Source organism: Vibrio sp. 10N.286.48.C11, assembly GCF_041469805.1.
Taxonomy (GTDB): domain Bacteria; phylum Pseudomonadota; class Gammaproteobacteria; order Enterobacterales; family Vibrionaceae; genus Vibrio; species Vibrio crassostreae_C.
In genome coordinates, this window is sequence record NZ_JBFRLK010000055.1 from 58,336 (window position 1) to 74,846 (window position 16,511).

The 16,511-nt window shown below is 43.8% G+C and carries 14 protein-coding genes; 2 read left to right on the forward strand and 12 right to left on the reverse strand.

The window, feature by feature from the left end; translation table 11 throughout:
- Positions 1-2: 2 nt before the first annotated feature.
- The 5 genes from AB4209_RS15320 to AB4209_RS15340 all read right to left on the reverse strand — a co-directional run bounded on the left by AB4209_RS15320 (position 3) and on the right by AB4209_RS15340 (position 5,397).
- Positions 3-407 carry a biopolymer transporter ExbD gene (locus tag AB4209_RS15320; protein WP_004739212.1) on the reverse strand — a complete coding sequence of 135 codons (405 nt, stop codon included), beginning with the start codon at positions 405-407 and terminating at the stop codon, positions 3-5.
- Entirely contained in the window at positions 404-964 is a 561-nt protein-coding gene (locus tag AB4209_RS15325; protein ID WP_010429842.1) for a MotA/TolQ/ExbB proton channel family protein, read from the reverse strand. Before AB4209_RS15325 ends, AB4209_RS15320 begins: the two co-directional genes overlap by 4 nt.
- Positions 964-2,340, reverse strand: a complete 1,377-nt coding sequence (locus AB4209_RS15330; RefSeq protein ID WP_372056399.1) for a MotA/TolQ/ExbB proton channel family protein — start codon at positions 2,338-2,340, stop codon at positions 964-966. Before AB4209_RS15330 ends, AB4209_RS15325 begins: the two co-directional genes overlap by 1 nt.
- A complete protein-coding gene (locus tag AB4209_RS15335; protein ID WP_017062550.1) occupies positions 2,340-3,107 on the reverse strand; it encodes a DUF3450 domain-containing protein in 768 nt (255 codons plus the stop codon). Before AB4209_RS15335 ends, AB4209_RS15330 begins: the two co-directional genes overlap by 1 nt.
- A gap of 193 nt (positions 3,108-3,300) precedes the next feature.
- Entirely contained in the window at positions 3,301-5,397 is a 2,097-nt protein-coding gene (locus AB4209_RS15340) for a TonB-dependent siderophore receptor (RefSeq protein ID WP_372056401.1), read from the reverse strand.
- A 559-nt stretch (positions 5,398-5,956) separates the two neighbouring features.
- On the opposite strand from AB4209_RS15340, the gene AB4209_RS15345 reads away from it, so the two are divergent.
- Entirely contained in the window at positions 5,957-7,261 is a 1,305-nt protein-coding gene (locus AB4209_RS15345; protein ID WP_017062553.1) for a dicarboxylate/amino acid:cation symporter, read from the forward strand.
- 184 nt (positions 7,262-7,445) lie between these two features.
- On the opposite strand, the gene AB4209_RS15350 is transcribed toward AB4209_RS15345, so the two are convergent.
- From AB4209_RS15350 to AB4209_RS15360, 3 genes are all read right to left on the reverse strand, one after another.
- Entirely contained in the window at positions 7,446-8,831 is a 1,386-nt protein-coding gene (locus AB4209_RS15350) for a histidine kinase sensor domain-containing protein (RefSeq protein ID WP_372056403.1), read from the reverse strand.
- Positions 8,828-9,493 carry a response regulator transcription factor gene (locus tag AB4209_RS15355; protein ID WP_017062555.1) on the reverse strand — a complete coding sequence of 222 codons (666 nt, stop codon included), beginning with the start codon at positions 9,491-9,493 and terminating at the stop codon, positions 8,828-8,830. The genes AB4209_RS15350 and AB4209_RS15355 overlap by 4 nt, the downstream gene beginning before the upstream one ends.
- 80 nt (positions 9,494-9,573) lie before the next feature.
- Positions 9,574-10,047 carry an NYN domain-containing protein gene (locus AB4209_RS15360; RefSeq protein WP_372056405.1) on the reverse strand — a complete coding sequence of 158 codons (474 nt, stop codon included), beginning with the start codon at positions 10,045-10,047 and terminating at the stop codon, positions 9,574-9,576.
- 323 nt (positions 10,048-10,370) lie between these two features.
- On the opposite strand from AB4209_RS15360, the gene AB4209_RS15365 reads away from it, so the two are divergent.
- The gene (locus AB4209_RS15365) at positions 10,371-10,868 is read left to right on the forward strand and encodes a DUF4174 domain-containing protein (protein ID WP_050546503.1); all 498 of its coding nucleotides are present in this window, start codon (positions 10,371-10,373) and stop codon (positions 10,866-10,868) included.
- Positions 10,869-10,919: 51 nt separating this feature from the next.
- On the opposite strand, the gene cobA is transcribed toward AB4209_RS15365, so the two are convergent.
- From cobA to nirB, 4 genes are all read right to left on the reverse strand, one after another.
- A complete protein-coding gene (cobA, locus tag AB4209_RS15370; RefSeq protein WP_017066845.1) occupies positions 10,920-11,696 on the reverse strand; it encodes a uroporphyrinogen-III C-methyltransferase in 777 nt (258 codons plus the stop codon).
- Between the two features lie 328 nt (positions 11,697-12,024).
- Positions 12,025-12,840: a formate/nitrite transporter family protein gene (locus AB4209_RS15375; protein ID WP_017062558.1), complete on the reverse strand. Its 816-nt coding sequence runs from the start codon at positions 12,838-12,840 to the stop codon at positions 12,025-12,027.
- Between the two features lie 123 nt (positions 12,841-12,963).
- Complete coding sequence (nirD, locus tag AB4209_RS15380; protein ID WP_017069123.1) at positions 12,964-13,287, reverse strand: nitrite reductase small subunit NirD; 324 nt, start codon at positions 13,285-13,287, stop codon at positions 12,964-12,966.
- 14 nt (positions 13,288-13,301) lie between these two features.
- Complete coding sequence (nirB, locus tag AB4209_RS15385) at positions 13,302-15,875, reverse strand: nitrite reductase large subunit NirB (RefSeq protein ID WP_017062560.1); 2,574 nt, start codon at positions 15,873-15,875, stop codon at positions 13,302-13,304.
- Positions 15,876-16,511: the final 636 nt, after the last annotated feature.

Here is a 16,511-nt window from a genome sequence, read left to right on the forward strand (position 1 = left end):
GATCATCGCTTATCAGCAGCAAGCGCAATGTTTTTAACACCTGCACCTTTCGCGGCATCCATCACTTTAACAACAGTACCGTTGTAAGCGTGTTCATCCGCTTGAATAACCAAAGAAGCATCAGGTTGTTCTAGCAACAAGTGCTCTAACGTCGCTTGGACACGTTCAACATCTACGACACGCTTGTCGATGAAAATGTCGTTTGCAGAAGTAATCGCAACAAAGATGCCTGCATCCTTTTGGCTTACTACGTTAGAAGCTTGTGGGCGATTGACTTCCACCCCTGATTCACGAACAAATGAACTGGTCACAATAAAGAAAATAAGCATGATAAAGACAATATCAAGCATCGAAGTAAGGTCTATTTGAGCCTCTTCGTTTTTAGAATGACGTCGACCGAGTCTCATCGTTGACTCCTTAAAGATTTTTCTAATTTCAATTCTAAGCGGTTACATACTTTCGCTAAGCGAGCGTGAACGAACATGCCCGCTAACGCTGCAACCATGCCTGCCATGGTTGGCAGTGTTGCTAACGAGATACCTGAAGCCATCAATTTAGGGTCACTGCTGCCTTGTGTCGCCATAACATCAAAAACAGAGATCATACCGGTTACAGTGCCTAGCAAGCCCAACATCGGGCAAATAGCGACTAACAGCTTAATAAAATTCAAGTTTTGGTTAAGCAAGATACTCGCTTGCCCTAACCAACCTTCACGAATGGCTTTGGCATGCCAAGAAGAGTGATCTTCTCTTTCATGCCATTTCGCTATCCAAGCTTGGCGTTGCTTAGGAAAGTAGAACGCAAGATAAAGCACACGTTCTACCACAAGCACCCAATACACTAGGACGACAGCCGCTAGCCACCACAGGACGAAACCGCCCTGCTCCATAAAGCTTGATAAAGACAGCAGCCAGTCACTCGTTAACCAACTCGCTGGTAATAGAGAACCCGACAAAATATCCATTACGCAGCAGTCCCAACTGGTGAAACAACAGCGTTTGATTCAACGGTCTTTTCAGCCTGCTCAGCAACAAGACCAATACCTTGCTTCTCAAGAATATTGCGAATGTTTTCTGCTTGAGTGCTAAGAATGTTGTGTGCCAGTAGAAGAGGCATTGCCGCAACCAGACCAAGTACCGTAGTTACAAGCGCCATCGAGATACCACCCGCCATAACTTTAGGGTCGCCATTACCAAACTGAGTGATCACTTGGAATGTTTCGATCATGCCGGTTACTGTACCTAAAAGGCCCAACATTGGTGCTAGTGCCGCCAATAGCTTAAGCATCGATAGACCTTTCTCTAGGTGAGTCTGCTCATCAACTACCGCTTCTAAAAGTCGCAACTCTAACGCTTCAACCGTTTGGTTTTGTTCCTTGTTGTACATCGCAAGAACACGACCTAGTGGGTTATCACCCGCTTGCTCAGGGCTCTTAAGTTGCGCGCGAATTTTCTGGCGTGCGATAGCAAGAGAGACACCACGAACTAATGCGATGATTAGACCAATAGCTAGTAGGCCAAGAATCACTTTACCAACCACACCACCCGCTTGTAGACGGTCAGTTAAACTTGGCGTAAGTGCTAATTGCTCTAGCATAAACCCGCGAGAAGGATCGACAACCACGTTAGATACTTCACCATTCGCTAACGAAGAAAGTGACGCTAACGTTGGACCATTTTGTGGTTGCTTAAGGTAAGCGATCGCATCTTCACGCTGAGTGTTCCAGCTAACATAGCCTTGCTCTGTCACAAGACCAATCGAACCTAGTCGGTAAGCGTCAACCTTGTTTGTATTGCCTTCACCATTAATGAATGCAATTTGAGATTTGCTAAGCTCAGAACTCGCTTGGATCTGTTCAACCATGCTCATCCACAAACCGGTCAGCTGTGGCATTGAAGGCAGTGATTTAGCATCAATGATTTGATCAACAGTTGCAGTGTGTTCAGCACGATCAACACTATTCACGGTTGAGCTAAGCTCTGCGCCGAGTTCTTTTGCGTTTTGACGAACGACACCGAACAGCTCGCCTAAGCTACCGGTTTCTAAACGCAGCTTCTCTTCTAAGCGAGCAAGCTTGTTTTCGTTATCACTGAACGTTTGAGTCAGAACATCTGTCGCACCTTGGATAGACGTACGCTTCGCTTCAAGCTGAGCTTTGATCGCTTTCAGTTCTTGTTCTGTCTTTTTGAAATCAGCTTCACGCACTACGTTGTGAGAAGCTTGAGTTCGACTCTCTGATTTTGCTTTATTAACTAGCTGAGCCGTCGTATCTGATGCAGAGAAAGCTGAAAATGAAAGTGATGTAATGCAAAGCAATGCTGCTAATGGCTTTAAGTTCATTACTTAACCTCCGCAACAGTTAAAGAAACAGGTAAAGTAATTAGGCTTGGCGCCGCTTGTTGGCTTGCAATGTCGTAAGCTTTATCTAGCTCAGATTTCATTGAAGAATCTAGCTCTTGCCACTGATTTTGTGTTTGATTCCAAGACCAATATTGGCTGCCATTTAGGTTACGAGCCACCAAAGAGATACGACCTAGGTGCAACACGTCAGCTTCAATCGTTCTGTCGTTGCTCAATGCAACGCGGCCTTGGTAAGCACCGAGCTTGATGCCGTAGTCCATCTCGATTTGGTAAGCTTCCAGGATACGACGATACTTCTCAGCATCACTCACATCAGCACGAGTCATCATTGCTTGTAGCTTTTCTACTCTTTCTAGACGCTGTTCTTTCTTAATCGGCACGTCTTTCTCTACCAACTGTTCAAGACCATCGATCATTTGATACATCAATGGCACAACACCTTGGCGTGTGTATTTGATTTCTTCGATCTGCTCTTCAATGCTTTGAGCTTCTTGGTTTTGGCTCTCAACTAATGCAGCAAGGTGATCGTGATAGATTTCTAGGTTTTTAACTTCTTCTTGCAGACGCTCAATCTCAGCTTGCAGCATTAAAGTCGCTTGTGAGCTTTTATCAATAACCTTTTGGCTCGAAGCCGACGCGTTATTGGTCTTGTTTTGAATTGATTGAGCTTGATCCAAGCTGTTTGCCATAGAAGACGTTGCAACCAAACTGATGGCAAGCGCTAGGCTAGTTTTTAAAAGATTCATAATTGTAGTCATTTACTATAGAAGAAGGTCAAATACATTTTATTGATAAATACTATTATTGATAAGCACTCTCATTATCATTAAAAGTCACTCGCATTACTAGGGATATTTTACTGAATAGCAGAATCACGAAAGGAGAAAGCCGAAACTTTCCCCTTAGTATTTAGGCTAACAATAGTACCCTACTAACAAATTAGTATTTTACCTGTAAAGTCGCCATGTAGTTACGGCCTTCGCCGATTACTACGTCTTCAGCAAATTGGTGGTTTGAAGATGTTGAACCGCCACCCGCTAGGTATTCTTTATCAAATACGTTCTCGACTGTTAGACGCGCTACGAAATCAAGAGAATCGTCGTACTTAAGCGTGTATGCAGCACCCATATCTACACGTGCGTAGCCGTCTTTCTTGAATGTGTTCGCGCTATCGCCGTAACGAGAACCTTCGTAGATAAGACCCAGGTTCACATCAACTTCGTTTGTTGCTGCATAGGTAGACCAAACGCTTGCTGCAAACTCAGGTACGTCTACTGGACGGTTACCTTCATATGTTTCATGGTTCGTGATTTCAGCATCTAAGTACATTGCAGAACCAGACATTGAGAAGCGCTCTGAAATAAAGCCTTGTGCGGCTAGCTCAGCACCACGGTGAACTTGTTCGCCACCTTGTGTCTTCGTCCAATCGCCTGATGAAGTGTCTTCTACATCCATTGAAATGTTTTCTTGGGTAATATCGAATACCGCACCAGAAACGAATAGACGTTCGTCCATCAGTTCCCACTTAGTACCGACTTCGTAAGACACGCCCGTTGCTGCGTCAAGAAGTTCGCCATCGTTGGTGTAGTTGCGGCTTCCGCTAGACACAACACCTTGTGGTTCGAAACTTTCAGAGTAAGAAGCGTAGATACTACCGTTTGATGCTGGGTGGTAAATCAGGCCAAGCTTAGGCGCTACATTTTCTTCTGCTACGCCATCACTTACTTTACGGTCGAAACGAGCACCCGCAAGAACTTGCCATTCATCATTAATAGTAATCAAATCTTGGATGTAGAAGCCCCAAGTATCGTAAGTACTCATCTTACCTAGCGATGTTGGACCCACTGACGGCGCTGGTACTGTTGCACCTGGTGCGTATTCAGCGCTGCTGAAGCGATCCATACCACGGTAATAGCTGTAGCCTAACCAGTTAGCACCGAATAATAGTTGGTGCTCTGTGCCCGCAAGATCAGCGGTTGTTGTTAGATCAACGTAAGCCGTTCTGAAACGCCATTTATCATGACGGTAGTTACCGCCTTGAGTCACGGTGCCCGTACCATCAGGATTCATATTTGAAAAGCTTGGGTAGCTTTCCATATCAATACGTTCGAAATCTTGGTAGTTGAAACCTGTTTTTAATGACCATGTATCAGTCAGGTTAGCAGCAATATCAAAACCAACGTTCTCAACATCATTCTCGATCTGTGACCACTGTGCATCCCAGATGTGCTTGTCGCTACCTACTCGGTTGCCGTCTAGCGTGTATAAAGCGCCAGAATCTACGCTACCTTCGTCGTTAGTTTTGTCGTAATGAACAGAAACTGTCACGTCTTCAGTTACATCGTAATCAACGAATACACCACCAACAAAACGTTCTGTTTGTGGTTCAGTTCCGTCACCATAAGTTCTCCAAGAGCCGTAGCTTTCTTTAGATAGAATCGCGCGACCACGTAGAGTTTCAGCGTCGTTCAAAGCGCCACTTACATCTACCGTTGTACGAGAATGGTCATTAGAACCAATATCTTGGCTAACACTTACTTGCGTATCGTAAGTTGGCTTTTTGCTTACCATGTTGATCAAACCACCTGGTGCAGAAATACCGTAAAGAAGACCAGAAGGTCCTTTTAGTACTTCAACACGCTCTAGCAGTTCGATTGGTTGACGGTAGTGAGACCAATGTTGCTGGCCATTTTTAAGGAAGCCCGAAGAGCTTTCTACCGAGAAACCACGTAGAGAGAAACGTTCACGGTTACGGCTTGTACCGCCAGCACTTACACTCGCGTCATTCTTAAGCACGTCACCAAGCGTTGTTGCACGCTGTTCATCGATGATTTGCTCATCGATTACTAAAACTTGTCCCGGAGTCTCTAATTGAGTCGCCTCCATGCGCATTGCTGTTGTGTTCGTGTCGGCTTTATAACCGTAGTCACGACCTTCAACAACCATATGCTCGTCTGTTTTTACTGTTTCTGCCAATACTGCTGGTGAAGCTAATACTGCGCCGATCACTAAAGCCAATGGGCTCTTTGAAAACATATCCTTTACTCCGCTTTTATTCTTTTAGACGAACACTTTGTTATTTATTCGATGTGTTCGCTGAACCGTTGCCGGTACCACTGAATTATTTCGGGAGTGAATATAAGTGATAACTATTACCATTTGCATTAAATTTACATTCTTTGCATTCGTAAAGTTTTGTAAAGGCCTGTCGGTGAGTCATATTTGAGGAGTTCAACAAAACCATTCAATACAAATAGTTAAGGCTCATGGACGTAAATCGACTGGTTATCTTCACCGAATTTTTTGAAACAACGGTATTTGTTCAGTCAATTGAAGACGTGAAGATTGATAAGAAAATCATCTCTTCTTATTTACTACCTTTGAAACGACAAATTTATGTATAAAACCCTCGATAGATGTAAATTAATAGTGAATTATTTTGTTTTTATTTGTTTAATTTACACAATTATCAGTGATTTTGATCACATCTATAATTCCAAACTCATTTTTTGTTTTTCGAATTGATTATCCGACTGCTAATCTCCTGCTCACTTTGAAAAGGTATCAAAGTTATAAATAATAAGGAGTGTTCTAAATGAATACCAAGAAACCTATGTCTCTGACTGGTCGAGTAATCCTCGGTATGGTCGTAGGTATATTAACGGGATTCGCCATTCAATCCCTTTTTGCAGACAACGGATTTGTTAACAACTACATCGTTAACGGACTCTTTGAAGTGGGCGGACAAATCTTTGTCGCCAGTTTAAAAATGCTTGTTGTGCCTCTAGTCTTCGTTTCACTAGTGTGCGGTACAAGTTCTCTTAAAGACTTATCAACTCTTGGCCGTATGGGTGGCAAAACGCTTGCACTTTATATCGGTACTACTGCCGTTGCCATCACTCTAGCATTAACTATCGGTAACCTGTTCCAACCTGGAGCTGGTGCGGATCTTACTGCTGCGAGCTCTTTCAAATCAGCGGATGCCCCTTCTCTGGGCCAAGTAATCATCGACATGTTCCCAACCAACCCTATTCAGGCGATGGCTGAGGGCAAAACGTTACAAGTTATCGTATTTGCAGTGTTGTTTGGTATCGCAATCAGTGCAGCGGGCAAACCCGGTGAACGTATCGCTGCAGTTTTCTCTGATCTAAACGAAGTGATCATGAAGCTAGTTGCGCTACTAATGAACCTTGCTCCTTACGGCGTATTCTTCTTGATGGCGAAACTGTTCTCTGGCCTTGGCTTAGGTGCAATTTGGAACCTAGCAGAATACTTCTTAGTGCTTGCTGGTACCCTGCTGTTGCATGGCTTGGTGACTTACAGCGCGATGCTTAAAGGATTCACAGGTCTTAGTCCGATTACGTTCCTACGTAAGATGGAAGATGCAATCATGTTTGCATTCTCAACAGCATCTTCGAACGCAACAATTCCAGTAACTATGGAAACGGCTAAGAACCGTATGGGCGTAGACAACAAAGTCGCTTCTTTCACAGTACCACTAGGTGCAACTGTGAACATGGACGGCACTGCAATCATGCAAGGTGTTGCGACGGCGTTTATCGCGCAAGCGTACAACATCGACCTTTCAATGGGTGATTACCTAATGGTTATCCTAACGGCGACACTGGCGTCTGTTGGTACTGCAGGTGTCCCTGGTGTTGGTCTTGTTATGCTAGCGATGGTATTGAACCAAGTTGGCCTGCCGCTTGAAGGTATTGCTCTAATCATGGGTGTTGACCGCCTTCTTGATATGATTCGTACCGCTGTAAACATCACAGGTGATAGTGCCGTATCTATCATCGTTGCTAAGTCTGAAGGCGCTCTAGACGAGTCTCGCTTCAACGACCCAGCAGCAGGTGAGAAAGAAGAAGAAGTTAAGCTAGCTCGCCAACAGGCATAGTCTCGCTTATCTTATGCTCTTGTCTTCAAGCTCAGGCGTAATTAATGGCTACGCCTAGCCCATACCAAAGCGCATAAAGAAAAACGCCACTGCAGATGCAGTGGCGTTTTTATTGGGTATCGCTTAAGTCAGTACTACTGAGTTGGGACAGTTATCAATTTAAGGTAATTATCAATAGGGAAAGCTAATCACCGATTGGGAACATCAAGTTCACTCTCAGCCCCCCACCTTCTCTATTCTCAGCAGTTACATGTCCATTCATCACACCCATCGCTTCTTTAACAATCGCAAGGCCCAGACCGTAGCCACCAGACCGTTTGTCTCTTGCTGATTCAATACGAGTAAACGGGTCGAATATACCTGCAATCTTGTTATCAGGAATACCGTCACCGTCATCTTCTACAGATATTACACTGTAACGTCTATCCATTACCTGTTCGTATGTCGTCACGACCACATGAGCGTTCTCACCCGCGTATTTAATGGCATTCCCGACCAAGTTACCAATGACTCGAAGCAGTAGCCTCTCATCAACGTTCACCATTGATATCGGCGTCTCTAGGGAACCAATCAAAGTTTGATTCGGTTTTAAATCGTTTTGCATCTGCGCGATCAACATTGAACAATAGTGCTCAAGGTGCATTAAACTTAACTTGAAGTCATAGCGAGAGGTTTCTAAGCGGCTAAATTCAAGTATCTCACCCACCAGCTTATTCATCTCTTCTGTTTCATTTTCCATTCGTTCTAGCAAACCAATGCTTTTATCATCAACCTTGCTGCGCAGCAGGTGTAGTGCGAGGTTTTGCCTTGCTAATGGTGTTCTTAACTCGTGTGAGACATCACGAATCAAACAACGTTGCTTTTCAGCCAGAGATTTAATCTCAAAGGTCATATAATCAAAATCGTGTGCAAGCTCGTTGAATTCACGCGTGGTGGAGTTCAACTCCGACACCACACTGACCGTGAAGTCACCTTGAGCCAGTCTGCGGCTCGCTTCTCTCAATCTATCCAACGGTTGCTGAAGGCTTTTGGCCATGATAATCGAGAACAGAGACAATACGACCAATGCAATCAATGCTTTAAGCATATAGGAATATGGCGCAAAAGATTTTGCGGGATGAAACTGGTGCGGTAGTTGGATAACCAGTGTTTTACCGTTATCCAGTGGTAGGCCGAAGATCGGCTTACTCACACGATCACTAAGTTGGTGATCTAACGTTCTTAAGTATTTGAGCTTAAATTCAAAATGTGGGTGCATGTGACGATGTGTGATCGGACGATTGTCTTTGTCGATGACGAACAGATAATACTGCTGAGCATTACCCCAGTCCGCGAGTTCATCCATGTCCCCTTCTTCGATCAACACATTCGCTTGGTAAGCAAGGTCGAGCATTTCCGCTTTTACCGATTCTGGGACTTTAAGCAGCGCTTTCATCAAGGCTCTTTCAGCGACACCTTGCAGGATCAAAATACTCACCAAAATGACGGTCAGGTAACTGAACAGTTGGAAAGTGAGTCCGTCTTTACGCTTAGCAATAAAATCAGGGCAACGCAGCAGTTTTTTACTCATGCTCCGACCGACTCTAGGTAACTGTAACCTTTACCACGAACGGTTTTTATATGTTGTTTAGACAAACCTGCCTGAACGAGCTTTCTACGTATATTGCTGATATGCATATCTAAATTACGATCGAAGGGACACAATTCTTTCTTGAGTACATGGATTTGCAGATCAGATTTTGAGACGACAATACCGTCATTTTTGACCAAATAATCAAGCAAGTCTTTTTCAGTGCCAGTTAATGGCAAACGAGAGAGTTGTTCACACAAGCCGTGATTAGAGGAAGCTAAAGATTGTCTTTGGCGTTCAAAACCCACTCGGCGCAAGATCACCTTAATACGGGTTAAGAGTTCAGGAACATTGAAAGGTTTAGCGATGTACTGGTCGGCGCCTGCTTGGTAGCCATCGAGCATTGAGGCATCGTCGTTAAGCGCGGTTAGCATAAGAATGGGAGTAGCAAAACGCTGACAAATACGTCTTGCTACTTGAATGCCGCTTAGGTTCGGAAGCATTACATCGAGTAGAACCAAATCGACAGGGTGAGATTGAATAAACTCAAGCGCGGATTCACCGCAATGAACAGTATCAACGTGATACCCCTCATTTTCTAACACTTCACCCAGTAATTCACACAACTGAATATCATCATCAACAACTAAAACGCGAGACATTACACATACCGATAAATAAGAACTGTTTGCATTCTAATTATCGTTATTATTGATTTCAATTATAAAGTGCCCGATTTCCTCTATAGAAGAAAATCTTTTTCAATCGGTACAAATTTTGATGCAGAATCGATAAGATTTTGAGCAGTTAACCCGGGAACACCATACACTTCAACAGGCTTGCCAAAGCGCTCTTTGATTCGATCTACAAGGATTTCGAAATCACCGTCTCCTGATACCAAAACAATCGTATCAACCGTCTCAGCAAGTTCTATCGCGTCTAACGCAATACCCACATCCCAATCGCCTTTTGCACTGCCATCTCGACGCTGAATAAACGGCTTTAACTTCACATTAAAGCCCACACCACGAAGGATATGATGAAATTGACGCTGCTTTGGATCTTGGCTTGAGATTGCGTAAGCATTAGCTGCAATAACGTTACGCCCTTCCGTGGCAACATACCAAAACTGGTTATAGTCGAAGTTAGAACGGTATTTGTCGCGCGTCGTGTAGTAAACGTTCTGAACGTCGACCAAAATTGCTATGTTTTCCATAAATTCATACCTTTAGATTTTCCGTATACCCTATTCTATTCAATTGTAAAATGCGAGTCGCTTTACTCAATAAAAATGAACCTGCCAGCTATCGTTAACGCAAATCTAATATCTTTAGCGTAAAGCTAAGTGTCTTTACGTAATCCTAACTATGCTTATTGTAAGTGGATTTGTTTTGAGCGTTTCTTAGGTGGTTCTGATCTTCACCTTCTTCTTTACGTAGCGTTCAAATCGTACTCAGGCTTAGAGTTTTTAAAGGGAGGTTGGCAATGCTGCACCGACAAACACACAATTCGATAGTAAGCATCGACACAACCAAAGCGATGCAAACTTTAAATCAACCATCAAACTCTGGTAGCTGGTTTAGTTTGCTTAAACTACTGACCATCAGCACGGTAATAATCATGAGCTTAACCATCAATTCAGTACTCGCCTACCCCGCTTATTCTCACTCAAAGCCTTTGCCACACCGCAGTGTGATTTATTTCGCTCCAAAGGAAGATTCAATCGTTAAAGAGTTTCTGAATGAAGTGTTGCTCAATAACTGTCAATTGGACGAACGAGATGTCGTCATTATGGTTATTGCTGAGAGTGGTTACACAGTCCCAACTTGGTTAGAAGAAGAGTTTAACTTAGAAGCAGTCACCAGTATTTACGAGATCCCGAAAGGATCACATACCGCTGTTTTGATTGGTAAAGACGGGAAAGAGAAGCACCGATGGAGTGGCAAAACAGATTGGAAACAGATCACCAATATCATTGACGAAATGCCGATGCGCCAACAAGAAATGCAGCGACAAGGCAGCCGCTGCAGTATTTGATTCTTGATGGACTCAGTAGTGGCTTAGAGATCCAATTAGAAGGTCAAACGATCAAGCTTGTTTGTTAAACCAAGCAAGTTTTTCATGGAGCTGAGCCACGCTGCCTACAACAATCAGCGCTGGGCTCTTTGCGACGCTCGCAAGGTCAGCTAAATCACGTAACCCACCTCTAAACACCTTTTGTTCTTGGCGTGTACCGTTTTCGATGATCGCAACTGGCATGTCAGCTCGCATACCATTATCGAGTAGATTCTTCTGAATGTTCGGACTCTCTTTCAAGCCCATGTAAAACACGATGGTATGGTTGTGCTGAGCAAGAGATTGCCAGTCAATATCTTCGCCATCTTTCTTCAAGTGACCTGTAATAAACTGCACGCTTTGTGCATGATCACGGTGCGTCAACGGAATGCCCGCATAAGCCGTTGCTCCGGCAGCAGCTGTGATGCCCGGAATCACTTCAAATCTCACGTCATTCTCAGCTAACGTTTCACACTCTTCACCACCACGACCAAAGATAAACGAGTCACCACCTTTTAGACGCACTACGTGTTTGTTCTCTTGAGCTTTGGTCACTAATAGTTGGTTGATCTGATCTTGCGGTACGCAGTGATGATCGAGCTTTTTACCCACATACAGCATTTCCGCTTCTGGGTTAGCCATCGCCAAAATATCTTTTGATACCAAACGGTCATAAACCAACACGTCTGCTTGTTGAATCACTCGTGCCGCTTTTAACGTAAGTAAGTCTGGGTCGCCCGGACCTGCACCTACTAATGAAACAAATCCTGTGTTTCCTGTTTTAACATTCGATGGCGATACTTCTGACATGCTTTGCTCCGAAAGTTAGCTTGTTATATTTCAAGCTTAATTCTGTATGACGATTCATCGTTGTATGAATCACCAATATCCCTACTTCTTAGACTATCAGTTGTTGCCATAAAACTTTACGATTAATTCTAATCAAGATAGAAGTTTATATAACAAAACAATCTATTACGTTGGAAAACCCTGACATTTGCACCATCATCAAGCACACATTGCTCGCCTTAGGTGCACGGTTATCAAAGTAGAGAGTGTTAAGATCAAAAAAGCCCCAAATCAACAGCTTGGGGCTTAACACACATTATTAGTTGCTCATTAACCTAGAACTATCTAATTACTTAGCGCCTAGAGAAGGAGCTGTTTTAGCATGAGTTAGGTATAGAGGAACACACGTCATTAATAGACCACCAACGATGTTACCTAGGATTGTTGGGATAAGGTTGAAGTTCAACCATGTCGCGATACCAAAATCAGCGCCAAGAATCATACCTAGTGGGAATAGGAACATGTTTACCACTGTGTGCTCAAATACGAGTGCGAAGAAGATGAAGATTGGGAACCACATCATTGCTACACGGCCAGATACTGTGCGTGCAGTCATGTTGCCAATCACACCTAGACATACCATAAGGTTACAGAAGATACCGCGTACGAAACACGTGATCCATCCGTCCATACCCATGTTTTCAAAACCTAGGCTACGACCTGTAGAAACAGCAATGAACTTTTGAGCAACAGCGTTTGGTTCTAAAGAGAAGTTACCCGTTAGTGATACTGCAACAAGGAAAGCAACAATCAAAGAACCGATAAGGTTACCAAGACCAACAATACCCCAACAACGTAGGATACGACCCCAAGTAATACCTGGGCGGTTGTCGAATTTCGCTAAAGGTGCAAGGCCGAATACGCCAGTTACTAGGTCATAACCCATTACACTTAGAATGACGAAGCCAACTGGGAACACAAGTGCGCCAACAAGGCCAATACCGGTTTGAACCATTGCTGTAATAGCAACAACAACCGCTAGAGAAAGGATGATACCAGCCATAGTGCTTCGAATCAGAAGATCGCGAGTACTTGTTTTCGTTTTCGCTTCACCCACATCAATCATCGTTTGAACGAATTCAGCTGGTTTGTAATCAGGAGACATAAGGTTGTCCTTAAAAAGTTTAAATTAAAAGTTAAAATTGGATAGGAAAAGGCTCTAGTTGCCGAGTTAAGGCAATATCGAGAACTAGAACCCTTGAACTATCAAATCTTACTCATCCGAAGATTAAGCAGAGATTTCTACAGCGCCTTTGGCAACACGAGCTTTGTACGCTTTCACGTTGAAGTTCTCGTCTTCCATGCACACACCTGTGGCTAGGTTAAAGCGTTGCTTCTTAAGTGGGCTTGCTACCCAAAGCTCTTCTTTGTGCTCAACAATCAAGCCACGTGATAACACGTTTGACTGGAAGTAAGGGTCTGTGTTGCTAATCGCGAATACTTCTTCAGCTTTCGTTGGGCGGAATACAGCTACTTGCTCACCACCAACCAACGCACAAACACCTGTACCTGGGATAATGTCTTCGATCTTACAAACTTTGGTAAATGCCATGATGTCGTCTCCCCTTAAACAGATTCTACGTGAATGATGTCGCCCTGATGCTTTGAAGTAATGGCTTCAGGGTGTTTCTCAGTGAATGTCGCAGGACGGTGTTGTTCACGACCATCTTCAACAAACACAACGTTATCATCGCGGTCATCAGCATTGATGAAGTGTGCAAAGCGCTTAAGTTGAGCTTCGTCGTTGATTGTATCTGTCCATTCACAAGCGAAGTTATCAACTAGGCCAGCAATGTCAGTTTCAAGTTGGTCATTGATACCAAGCTTGTTGTCTACAATCACTTCACGTAGGTAATCAACACCACCTTCTAGGTTGTCCATCCATACCGAAGTACGTTGTAGTGGCGCAGCCGTGCGGATGTAGAACATCATGAAACGGTCGATGTACTTGATTAGCGTTTCTTGGTCTAGGTCGCTTGCCAGTAAGTCTGCGTGACGAGGTTTCATACCACCGTTACCACATACATACATGTTCCAACCTGCGTCAGTCGCAATAATACCTAAATCTTTACCTTGAGCTTCAGCACACTCACGAGTACAGCCAGACACACCAAACTTCATCTTATGAGGAGTACGGATGCCTTTGTAACGGTTCTCGATCATCACGCCTAGGCCAACTGAATCTTGAACGCCGTAACGACACCAAGTAGAACCTACACATGTTTTCGCCATACGAAGTGCTTTTGCGTAAGCTTGACCCGTTTCGTAACCTGCAGCGATTAACTTCTTCCAGATTGCTGGTAAGTCATCTTTCTGAGCACCAAATAGGCCGATACGTTGTGCACCTGTGATCTTGGTGTACAAGTTGTATTCAGCAGCAACATCAGCAAGAACGCTTAGTGCTTGAGGTGTTACTTCACCACCCGCCATACGAGGGATTACAGAGTAAGTACCGTCTTTTTGCATGTTACCTAGGAAGTTGTCGTTGGTATCGTGCAGCTTCACTAATTCAGGCTTAAGGATGTGTTCACCCCAGCAAGAAGCAAGGATAGAACCTGCTAGAGGCTTACATACTTCACAGCCGTAGCCTTTACCGTATTTCTCTAATAGCTCATCGAACGTTTTGATTTCTTCGATGCGAATTAGGTGGAAAAGCTCTTGGCGAGAGTATGCAAAGTGCTCACACACGTCGTTCTTCACTTCAACACCAGCTTTAGCAAGTTCAGCGTTTAGTACTGAAGTCACTAGTGGAATACAACCACCACAACCAGTACCTGCGCCTGTTACTGCTTTGATATCACCGATTGTGTGGTGACCTTCAGCAACCGCTTGAGCGATCTTGCCTTTAGTCACATCGAAACAAGAACAGATAACAGCAGACTCAGGAAGAGAATCCGCGCCAAGTGTTGGCTTTTCAGCACCAGCATGAGCAGGAAGAATCAATGCATCTGGGTGTTCTGGTAGGTCGATTTCGTTCAGCATAAGCTGTAGAAGATCACCGTAGTCAGACGTGTCACCAACCATTACTGCACCAAGCAGCTTCTTGTTGTCTTCAGAAACGATTAGACGCTTGTAAACTTCTTGTTCTTCGTTTTGGTAAACGTAGCTCTTACAGCCAGGAGTACGACCGTTCGCATCGCCGATAGAGCCTACTTTCACGCCCAAAAGCTTAAGCTTCGCAGACATGTCAGCACCTTCAAATGTGCTTTCGTTACCAACAACGTGGTCAACCGCTACCGTTGCCATTTTGTAACCAGGAGCCACTAGGCCGTAGAACGTTTGGTTCCAAGACGCACACTCACCGATTGCGTAGATGTCTTTGTCTGTCGTTTGACAGTGATCATTAATCTCGATACCGCCACGTGGTGCAATACCCAGCCCCATTTGACGAGCAAGTTTGTCTTGTGGGCGAATACCAGCAGAGAATACGATGAAATCAGTTTCTAGCTCTGTACCGTCTGCAAAGCGCATTACGTTACGAGCTTCAGTGCCTTCAGGAGCAATCTCAAGCGTGTTCTTACTTGTATGTACGTTAACGCCCATACGTTCGATTTTTTGACGAAGTTGGTTACCACCCGCTTGGTCAAGCTGCTCAGCCATTAGCTTTGGAGCAAACTCAACAACGTGCGTGGTTACACCAAGAGCTTTTAGTGCGCCTGCAGCTTCAAGACCAAGCAAACCACCACCAACAACCACACCAGATTTAGAATTCTTAGCGGTTGCTTCGATAGCTTTCAAGTCTTCGATTGTGCGGTAAACGAAACAGTCTTTACCTTCGTTACCTTTGATTGGCGGAACGAATGGGTATGAACCTGTAGCAAGGATTAGCTTGTCGTATTGAATTTCACGACCAGTACTTGAGTAAACTGTTTTCTTTTCACGGTTAACGTTAATAGCACGCTCACCGATCAGCATGTTGATGCCGTGTTTCTCGTAGAAGCCTTCTTTAACTAAAGAAAGTTCGTCCGCAGTATGGTGTGAAAAGTAAGAAGAAAGGTGTACACGATCATAGGCTACGCGAGGCTCTTCACAGAAGACTGTGATGTCCATGTTAGCAACGTCTGTCTTCTCGACTAAATCTTCGATATAGCGATGGCCGACCATCCCGTTACCGATTACGACTAGCTTCATCTTGCTCATAAGAATTCCTGAAGGTTATATATTTCTTAACTGAGCGAATAATGAATTATGAAAGAAAATGAAAATATGATGTAAATCAATTACGAAATCGAACTACCCTAAAGGGGTAGGACAAAAGAGGTAGATCTGCTGATTTATCATACGAAGCAAACGAATAACCGTAGGTTTAATAAGGTTTAGCGGGGTTTTATATACACTTTCGTGCAGTAGATAAGATGTTGTAAAGTTTCACAATAGGTTAGCAGTAACACAAGTAAATGACAATCATTTTCATTTGTGGTCATAATAAGTGTAATAACTCATGAAAGCGTTACAGGATCATGAGCAACTATGTATAAATATGAAGAATTTAATGACGCAAAAGACAGTCGCCCTTTTCCATTCCCCACTCATTCCACTCACAAACGGCGCAATTGGTTAACAGATGCTGTTGGTTGTTTAGCAAATGATAGGTTTACATAAGGAAAAGACCGGCACAAAAGTGATCTGATATAGCTTGTTCCTAGTGGTGCTACTGATTAGAGAGCATACGTGGAAGTTTGAACATAGCATGAGGGTTTAGAATTTCAGATAGCAAAAAGGCCAGCATTTCTGCTGGCCTTTCAACTTTGAATAGTGGAGGCGCCTCCCGGAGTC

Bases quoted from the DNA above. Each gene is read 5' to 3' on its own strand.
- AB4209_RS15320 (WP_004739212.1), bottom strand. From the start codon at position 407: ATGAGACTCGGTCGACGTCATTCTAAAAACGAAGAGGCTCAAATAGAC.
- AB4209_RS15325 (WP_010429842.1), bottom strand. From the start codon at position 964: ATGGATATTTTGTCGGGTTCTCTATTACCAGCGAGTTGGTTAACGAGT.
- AB4209_RS15330 (WP_372056399.1), bottom strand. From the start codon at position 2,340: ATGAACTTAAAGCCATTAGCAGCATTGCTTTGCATTACATCACTTTCA.
- AB4209_RS15335 (WP_017062550.1), bottom strand. From the start codon at position 3,107: ATGAATCTTTTAAAAACTAGCCTAGCGCTTGCCATCAGTTTGGTTGCA.
- AB4209_RS15340 (WP_372056401.1), bottom strand. From the start codon at position 5,397: ATGTTTTCAAAGAGCCCATTGGCTTTAGTGATCGGCGCAGTATTAGCT.
- AB4209_RS15345 (WP_017062553.1), top strand. From the start codon at position 5,957: ATGAATACCAAGAAACCTATGTCTCTGACTGGTCGAGTAATCCTCGGT.
- AB4209_RS15350 (WP_372056403.1), bottom strand. From the start codon at position 8,831: ATGAGTAAAAAACTGCTGCGTTGCCCTGATTTTATTGCTAAGCGTAAA.
- AB4209_RS15355 (WP_017062555.1), bottom strand. From the start codon at position 9,493: ATGTCTCGCGTTTTAGTTGTTGATGATGATATTCAGTTGTGTGAATTA.
- AB4209_RS15360 (WP_372056405.1), bottom strand. From the start codon at position 10,047: ATGGAAAACATAGCAATTTTGGTCGACGTTCAGAACGTTTACTACACG.
- AB4209_RS15365 (WP_050546503.1), top strand. From the start codon at position 10,371: ATGCAAACTTTAAATCAACCATCAAACTCTGGTAGCTGGTTTAGTTTG.
- cobA (WP_017066845.1), bottom strand. From the start codon at position 11,696: ATGTCAGAAGTATCGCCATCGAATGTTAAAACAGGAAACACAGGATTT.
- AB4209_RS15375 (WP_017062558.1), bottom strand. From the start codon at position 12,840: ATGTCTCCTGATTACAAACCAGCTGAATTCGTTCAAACGATGATTGAT.
- nirD (WP_017069123.1), bottom strand. From the start codon at position 13,287: ATGGCATTTACCAAAGTTTGTAAGATCGAAGACATTATCCCAGGTACA.
- nirB (WP_017062560.1), bottom strand. From the start codon at position 15,875: ATGAGCAAGATGAAGCTAGTCGTAATCGGTAACGGGATGGTCGGCCAT.